Origin of the sequence: uncultured Methylovirgula sp., assembly GCF_947646745.1 — a bacterium.
In the GTDB taxonomy this organism is placed as follows: domain Bacteria; phylum Pseudomonadota; class Alphaproteobacteria; order Rhizobiales; family Beijerinckiaceae; genus Methylovirgula.
Window position 1 is genome coordinate 81,072 of record NZ_CANSHK010000006.1, and the last position, 7,265, is coordinate 88,336.

A 7,265-nucleotide genomic window follows, 5' to 3' on the forward strand; every position below is an offset into this window, starting at 1 on the left:
GAAGCAGCATGACGGAAAACCGGCGCCGTATTTTGATCGTCGAGGACGATCGCGAGACGGCCGAGCAGCTTGTGGATTTTGTCGAATCGAATGGCTATCAGGCCGACCTCGCCTCGAACGGCGAAGAGGGGTTGGAGCGCGGACGCTCGCCCGATTACGCCGTGATGGTCATTGACCGGATGCTGCCAAGCACAGACGGCATTGCGATCATTCGCCGGCTGCGCGAGATCGGCATCGTCACGCCGACCTTGATCATCAGCGCCTTAGGCGAGGTTGACGACAAGGTCCGCGGCTTGCGCGCGGGCGGCGATGATTACCTCGTCAAGCCCTTTGCCTTCACGGAGCTTTTGGCGCGTGTCGATGCGCTGGCGCGGCGGAGCACGGCGATGGTCAAGGCGACGATACTGCGCGTCGGCGATCTCACCCTTGATCTCGTGTCACGGACCGTGACGCGCGCCGGCCGCGAGATCGAATTGCTGCCACGCGAGTTTCAAGTGCTCGAATACCTCGTCCGTAATGAAGGCCATGTGGTGCCGCGCGCGATGCTGTTGCAGCATGTCTGGGACCTGCATTTCGACCCGACGACCAACATTATCGATGTCTATGTCGGACGCGTGCGGCGCAAAGTTGACAGTTTGCGTGACTATCCCTTGATCCACACGGTCCGCGGCGTGGGATTTTGCGTTCGTGCTCCTGGCTAAGACTTTTCGCTCACGGACCTTTCGCCTTGCGCTGATGGCGATCGGCGGCTTCGGCGCAATCGTCCTTTCTTTGCTTTTCTTCGTCTATTGGTCGACGACGTCCTATGTGCTGAGCCGCTCCGACCATGCCATCGCCGGTGAAGGCGCGGTGCTGCGTGCGGCCTATGACCGCGGCGGCCGCGCCGCGCTCGAAACAGCAATCAAGACACGCATGGCTGAACGGGTATTCGATGGCGGGCTGTATTTGCTTGCCGATTCGGATTTCGTGCCGCTCGGCGGTAATCTCGATCGTTGGCCGCAGAATTTGAGCGGGGCTGCGGGTTGGGAAACGATCGATCTTCCGAACGGAGCGCATATCGCGTCCTACCGCGTCGAGATCAGTACGCTGCCTGACCGTTCGCATCTTCTCGTCGGACGCAATGCCGAAGATCTCCACGCGTTCACGCGAAAGATTGAAGCCGCGCTGGCCTTCGCACTGTTTTTGATTGCGCTGCTCGCTGGCGTCGTCAGCGTGCTCGTCACGCGGCGGACGGTCGGGCGGATCGAATCGATCAATGCGACGAGCCGCGCGATCATGGAGCGCGGGCTTGCCGCACGTATCCGACTGCGCGGCATCGATGACGAATGGGATGAGCTTGCCAAGAACCTCAATTCCATGCTCGACCGTATTGAGACGCTCATGCATGAAATCCGCGAAGTAACCGATAACGTCGCGCATGATCTGCGCACGCCGCTTGCGCGCATCCGTGGCCGGCTCGAAAAAGCCTCTGGTCGTCCACGCAAAGCCGAGGCGGATCAAAATCTGATCGAGGATGTGATCGCCGATCTCGATGACGTCCTGCGTATCTTTTCGTCGCTGATGCGGATATCGCAGATTGAATCGGCGGATCGAACGGCGGGCTTTGCCATTGTCGACCTTGCCGCGATCGCCCGCGATGTCGTCGAGCTCTTTGACGCCGCCGCGGAAGAAAAAGGAATCAAACTGTCGGTGGCCGGCGACCCTTGCGTCGTCGTCACCGGCGACAGGGACCTCCTATTCGACGCGGCTTCTAATCTCGTCGACAACGCGATCAAGCACGGCAAGAGGGATGGCTTCGTGACGGTGACGGTGCGGGCCGATGAAAACGCTGCAATCGTCGCGGTGTCGGATAATGGCCCAGGCATACCAGCGGAGGAGTTTCCGCATATTTTCCGGCGCTTCTATCGCCTTGAACGCAGTCGCTGCACGCCGGGCAACGGCCTCGGCCTCAGCCTTGTGGCCGCGGTGGCGCATCTGCATCGGGCGCGCATCGATCTCAAGGACAACCGGCCCGGCCTTACGTTTCGCCTCATCATTCCGACAGAAGGCGCAATCTAGCGCGCCGCCTTCCAAGCGGCGATGGTGCGCACCAGCGGTTTCATGTGGAAGGTACTTTGCGGCTGCACGATGGTGACGATACCAAGACGATGCAGCGTTTCCTCGACCACCGGGCCGATCGAGGCGACGCCAATCCGCCCGAAGGCTTCTCTCAGTTTCGGTTCAAGCCCGGCGTCGCGCGCCACGGCGAAGAGCCGCTCGACCTGGGGCGAACTCGTGAAGGCGACGACGTCGATGCGGCCGGCAATCATCTCTTCGATCGCGGCGATAACTTGCCCCGTCTCGGCTTGCGAGGCGTAGCGATAGGGCGTGACCGGGGTGAGCACGGCCCCTCGCGCGCGCAGGCTTGCAAGCAACGGCGCGGTGCCCTCGCCTGGATAAAGCTGAATGCCGATGGATCGTCCGGCTATCTCCTCCGGCGCCAGCGCTTCGATAATGCCGTCCGATGTCGGGATCGGCGCGGTGAGCCCCGGTGCAAGACCGATTTCGTGGAGCGCCCGTGCCGGTTTCGGCCCACGCGTAATCGAGCGGATTTTTCCGAGCGCGGTGACGTAGGCCGTATCGCGTCCCGCGCGTTTGGCGATCGCGAGGAGTCGGCGCAGGCCCTCGCCTGTCAGCCAGATGACGTCCTGAAAGACGCCACCAATCAATTTGTCGATCCAAGCTTCGGCCGCGCGACCATCGTCGAGGTCGAGGATTTGCACCAGCGGGCAGCGGATCGCGCGGCCGCCGTTTTCTTCGATCATGCCCGCGAAAAGATTAAGCTGCCGGCTCTCCGGAACGAGAATACGAAGACCGTCGAGATTGCCCATATCGCCTCATGCGGGAAATTTCATCGAAGCTAAAAGAGCCGCAATTTGTTTCGTCGCGCAAGCGCGATAAATTGCGGCGTCGCTCAACCAGGGGAACTGCATGGCCGAAGATTATCCTGACGTCCAGCTTCTGATCGACGGCGCCTGGCGGCCCGGCGCCTGCGGGCGAACGATTCCGGTCGTCAATCCGGCGACAGAAGAGGTGATCGGCGCGGTCGCCCATGCGGAAATCGGCGATCTCGATCTGGCGCTGGCCGCGGCCAAAAAGGGCTTTGCCCTTTGGCGGGACATTTCGGCCTTCGAACGCGGCAAAATGCTGCGCCGCGCTGCCGAGCTTCTGCGCGAACGGCTGGAGCGCGTCGCTTTGGCGATGACGCGGGAACAAGGCAAGCCGCTGACCGAGGCGCGGATCGAGGTTCTTGCTGCGGCGGACACGCTCGACTGGTTTGCCGAAGAGGGCCGCCGCGCCTACGGCCGCATCGTGCCGGCGCGGGGGCCGAATATCACCAATCTCGTACTGAAAGAGCCGGTCGGTCCGGTCGCTGCCTTTGCACCGTGGAACTTTCCGCTCAATCAGATCGTCCGCAAGCTCGGGGCAGCGCTTTCCGCCGGGTGTTCGATCATCGTCAAAGCGCCGGAAGAAACGCCGGCCTCGCCGGCGGAACTGATCCGCGCTCTCGTCGATGCGGGCGTCCCCACCGGTGTCGTCAATCTCATTTATGGCGTGCCGGCAGAAATCTCGAATTATCTGATCCCGCACGAGACGATCCGGAAAATATCGTTCACCGGCTCCACCGCCGTCGGCAAACAGCTTGCGGCGCTCGCCGGGCGGCACATGAAGCGTATCACCATGGAACTCGGCGGCCATGCGCCTGCCATCGTCTTCGACGACGCGGATATGGATTTGGCGGTCAAGCTCCTCGTCGCCGCCAAATACCGCAACGCCGGCCAGGTTTGCACGGCGCCGACGCGCTTTTTGGTGCAACGGAAAATCTTCGAACCGTTTCTCGATCGCTTTGTCGCCGCGGCGCAAGCCTTGAAGATCGGCGAGGGTACGGCGCCTCACACACAGCTCGGTCCGCTCGCCAACCCCCGCCGCATCGAAGCGATGGAAGCGCTGATCGCCGATGCCGTCAGCAAGGGTGCCGAATTGCGCACGGGCGGCCAGCGGCTTGGCAACAAGGGCTATTTCTTCGCGCCGACGGTGCTCGCCAACGTGCCGCTTTCGGCGCGGGCGATGAACGAAGAGCCGTTCGGGCCGCTCGCATTGGTCAATGCATTCGACGCTCTCGACGAAGCTTTGGCAGAGTCAAACCGGTTGTTCTATGCGCTGGCGTCTTATGCTTTCACGCGTTCGGCAGCGACGAGCGCGGCTTTGACGGCGCGCCTGGAGGCGGGAATGCTGGCGATCAACCAGACGCAGGTGGCCTGGCCTGAATTTCCCTTCGGCGGTATCAAGGACAGCGGCTATGGCCGCGAAGGCGGCAGCGAGGCGATCCAGGATTATCTCGTCACGAAACTCGTCACGCAGGCCGCCGGATAGCGCTTAGGGCGTCGCTTCAGCGGGCGTCAGCGTGCCGAGGAGCGTCTCGATCGTTGCGATCGAACGGAAATTCTCCGGCGTCAGGCCTGATTGCGGAATGGTGAGGTCGAAGGCGGCTTCGATCGCGAGCATCAGATGCACCATGTCGACCGATGTCAGCCCCTGGCCGATGAGGTCTGCTTGGGTGTCAACCGGCCCCTCGATGCCGTTGCGTTTTAATATATCGGCGACGAGGCTAACCAATTTTTCCCGCGGCGAGGTCTGTGCATTCATGAAGATCTCCATGCATCGGTCAAAACGTTAGGGACTAAAAACAGCCAATACAAATAAAATTGTAGGCATTAATCATGAATACCAATCCATTTCCCCACAATCGTCGGATGGTCGGTTAACTACAGATCGCATAACAAGCAACTATAAGAGACAAATGACGAGCACTCCTGGACATTTTGCTTAAAATTAGAACCATAAAACGCTAAAGCTGACGGGCGCGAACTGCAAACGGCGGATCGGATCGGAAATGACGGCCCACAATGTCCAGCGTCAGGATCAAGACGCGATTGCTGCGATGAAACCTGTCGCCGATCTCGCCAGCCGCGTTGAGGCCGTCGCCAAGATCGCCGCGGCGGAAGCCGCTAGCGTCGACCGCGAAGCGCGATTTCCAACCGCCGCCATCAAGGCCGCGCGCGAGAGCCGCCTGTTGGGGCTTGCGGTGCCGCGCGAATTCGGCGGCGAGGCTTTAGCGCTCACGGGCATTGCCGATGCCTGCTATCGGCTGGGACAGGCCTGCGCCGCAACAGGCATGGTCTTCGCCATGCATCACAGCGCCGCAGCCTGCGTGGTCCGCCATGCCGGTGCAAGCGCGTGGCATAAGGACCTGATACGGCGGATTGCCGAAGAACAACTTCTCTTCGCCTCCTCGACAACGGAGGGCCAGAATGGCGGCAATGTGCGCGCCAGCGCTGCGCCGATAGAAGGCAACGGTGCGGACATTACGTTGACGCGCGCGGCCACCGTCATCTCTTACGGCGCCGAGGCCGACGTAATTGCCACGACCGCACGGCGCGCCGACGATGCGCCGAGCTCTGATCAAGTCCTCGCGACCTTTGTCAAAAGCGATTATGTGCTTGAGCCTCTGTCGGGGTGGAATGCGCTCGGCATGCGGGGCACAGCCAGCGCCGGCTTCATGTTGAAGGCATGCGGCAAACGCGAACAGATCGTGCCAGAGCCGTACGAACGCATTCATGCGCAAACGATGCAGCCGGTTTCGCATCTGCTATGGGCAAGCGTCTGGGCCGGCATTGCCGCCGATGCCGTGGCGCGGGCGCAGGGTTTCATCCGCAAAGCGGCTCGGCAATCCGGCGGCACGCTGCCGCCCGGGGCGGCGCATTTCACCAAGGCGCGTTCGACGCTGCAAACGTTGCGCGGGCTGGTCGCCTCGAGCTTGGCACGCTTCGAGGCGGTTGCCGACGATCGCGCGGCGCTCGCGAGCCTTGATTTTCAAACGGCGATTACACTGACCAAAGTCGATGCCTCGGAACTCGCCGTCGCGACCGTCTTGAGTGCGATGCGGGCGTCTGGCCTTGCCGGCTATCGCAACGATGGCGAATTCACGCTCGGGCGGCATCTGCGCGATATTCTCTCCGCGCCGATCATGATCAACAACGATCGCATCCTTGCCAATGTTTCGATGTCGGCGCTGATGAGCGGCATCCCGACGTCGCTGCGGAGCGAATGATGGGTGCTGCTTTCAAGGATGTGACGCCGGCGCGCGATCCGCTCGGCACTTTGGCCGAGACCTTGTGGCGGCCGATGGGCGTCGAGGGCGTCTACGGCCGCACCGGCGCCTATGAGGCGATCGTCGAAAAGCTCGCCGTTTTCATTTCGCGCCAACGCGATCCGCGTGCGGAGGTCATGCGTTTCCCGCCGGTGATGAGCCGGGGCGATCTTGAGAAGAATGGCTATCTGAAGAGCTTTCCCAATCTTCTCGGTTGCGTTTGTGCCTTGCATGGCTCGGAGGCGGATATCCGCGCTGCAGCGGCGTGGGCGGAGCAGGGCGGCGACTGGACGCAGGCGCTTTCCTCCGCCGATCTCGTGCTGACGCCTGCCGCTTGCTATCCGATCTATCCGATCGCGGCCGCACGCGGGCCGGCGCCGCGCGGCGGTTATGCTTTCGATGTCGCGGCCGACTGTTTTCGCCACGAGCCGTCGCAGGATATCGACCGGCTGCAATCCTTCCGAATGCGCGAATATGTCTGTATCGGTTCGGCAGACGAAGTGAGCGCCTTCCGCGAACGCTGGATCGAGCGCGCCAAAGGCATGGCGGATGAGCTTGGCCTGCCTTATTCGGTCGCGCCGGCGAGCGATCCTTTCTTCGGCCGCACCGGTCAGATGATGGCAGTGGCGCAGATCCAGCAGGCGCTGAAATTTGAATTGCTCATCCCCGTGCGGGCCGAGGATTCGCCGACGGCCTGCATGAGCTTCAATTATCATCGCGACCATTTCGGCGTGACCTGGGGCCTCCGCGATCACGCCGGCGCGGTCGCGCACACCGGCTGTATCGCCTTCGGCATGGACCGGCTGGCGGTGGCGCTGTTTCGCACCCATGGTGTCCATCCAGCGCAATGGCCGGCTCGGGTCAAAGAAGCGCTAAAGCTCTGACGACTCAGGCGGTCGCCCCGGCATCGATCGTCATGACGGTGCCGGTGATATTGCGCGCGCCGTCGCCGAGAAGAAATTCGACCGCATGTGCCACGTCGTCGATCTCGGCCAACCGCTGCAGCGCGCTGCGCCGGGCAATCCTTTCGCGATCTACGGGACTTAATTCATGCGTCATTTCGGTGGCAACAAAA

The 7,265-nt window shown here is 62.0% G+C and carries 8 protein-coding genes; 5 read left to right on the forward strand and 3 right to left on the reverse strand.

The features are described 5' to 3' along the window. Positions 1-8 precede the first annotated feature (8 nt). Together Q0025_RS03145 and Q0025_RS03150 are read left to right on the forward strand one after the other, a co-directional pair. Positions 9-701 carry a response regulator transcription factor gene (locus Q0025_RS03145; protein WP_297295915.1) on the forward strand — a complete coding sequence of 231 codons (693 nt, stop codon included), beginning with the start codon at positions 9-11 and terminating at the stop codon, positions 699-701. After that, complete coding sequence (locus tag Q0025_RS03150; RefSeq protein ID WP_297295917.1) at positions 688-2,058, forward strand: HAMP domain-containing sensor histidine kinase; 1,371 nt, start codon at positions 688-690, stop codon at positions 2,056-2,058. Before Q0025_RS03145 ends, Q0025_RS03150 begins: the two co-directional genes overlap by 14 nt. On the opposite strand, the gene Q0025_RS03155 is transcribed toward Q0025_RS03150, so the two are convergent. Continuing rightward, the gene (locus Q0025_RS03155; protein WP_297295919.1) at positions 2,055-2,870 is read right to left on the reverse strand and encodes a uroporphyrinogen-III synthase; all 816 of its coding nucleotides are present in this window, start codon (positions 2,868-2,870) and stop codon (positions 2,055-2,057) included. The genes Q0025_RS03150 and Q0025_RS03155 overlap by 4 nt on opposite strands. 100 nt (positions 2,871-2,970) lie before the next feature. On the opposite strand from Q0025_RS03155, the gene Q0025_RS03160 reads away from it, so the two are divergent. Then, entirely contained in the window at positions 2,971-4,413 is a 1,443-nt protein-coding gene (locus tag Q0025_RS03160) for an NAD-dependent succinate-semialdehyde dehydrogenase (protein ID WP_297295921.1), read from the forward strand. Positions 4,414-4,416: 3 nt separating this feature from the next. Here Q0025_RS03160 and Q0025_RS03165 read toward each other — a convergent pair whose 3' ends face one another. Beyond that, complete coding sequence (locus Q0025_RS03165; RefSeq protein ID WP_297295923.1) at positions 4,417-4,686, reverse strand: phosphopantetheine-binding protein; 270 nt, start codon at positions 4,684-4,686, stop codon at positions 4,417-4,419. Positions 4,687-4,981: 295 nt separating this feature from the next. On the opposite strand from Q0025_RS03165, the gene Q0025_RS03170 reads away from it, so the two are divergent. Together Q0025_RS03170 and Q0025_RS03175 are read left to right on the forward strand one after the other, a co-directional pair. Beyond that, a complete protein-coding gene (locus Q0025_RS03170; RefSeq protein ID WP_297295945.1) occupies positions 4,982-6,151 on the forward strand; it encodes an acyl-CoA dehydrogenase family protein in 1,170 nt (389 codons plus the stop codon). Beyond that, positions 6,151-7,074, forward strand: coding sequence for an amino acid--[acyl-carrier-protein] ligase (locus tag Q0025_RS03175; RefSeq protein ID WP_297295925.1), 924 nt, complete (start codon positions 6,151-6,153; stop codon positions 7,072-7,074). The genes Q0025_RS03170 and Q0025_RS03175 overlap by 1 nt, the downstream gene beginning before the upstream one ends. A gap of 4 nt (positions 7,075-7,078) precedes the next feature. Here the strand turns inward: Q0025_RS03175 and Q0025_RS03180 are convergent. Further along, positions 7,079-7,265, reverse strand: a 187-nt coding sequence (locus Q0025_RS03180) for an SDR family oxidoreductase (protein WP_297295926.1), incomplete at its 5' end; no start/stop codon positions are given.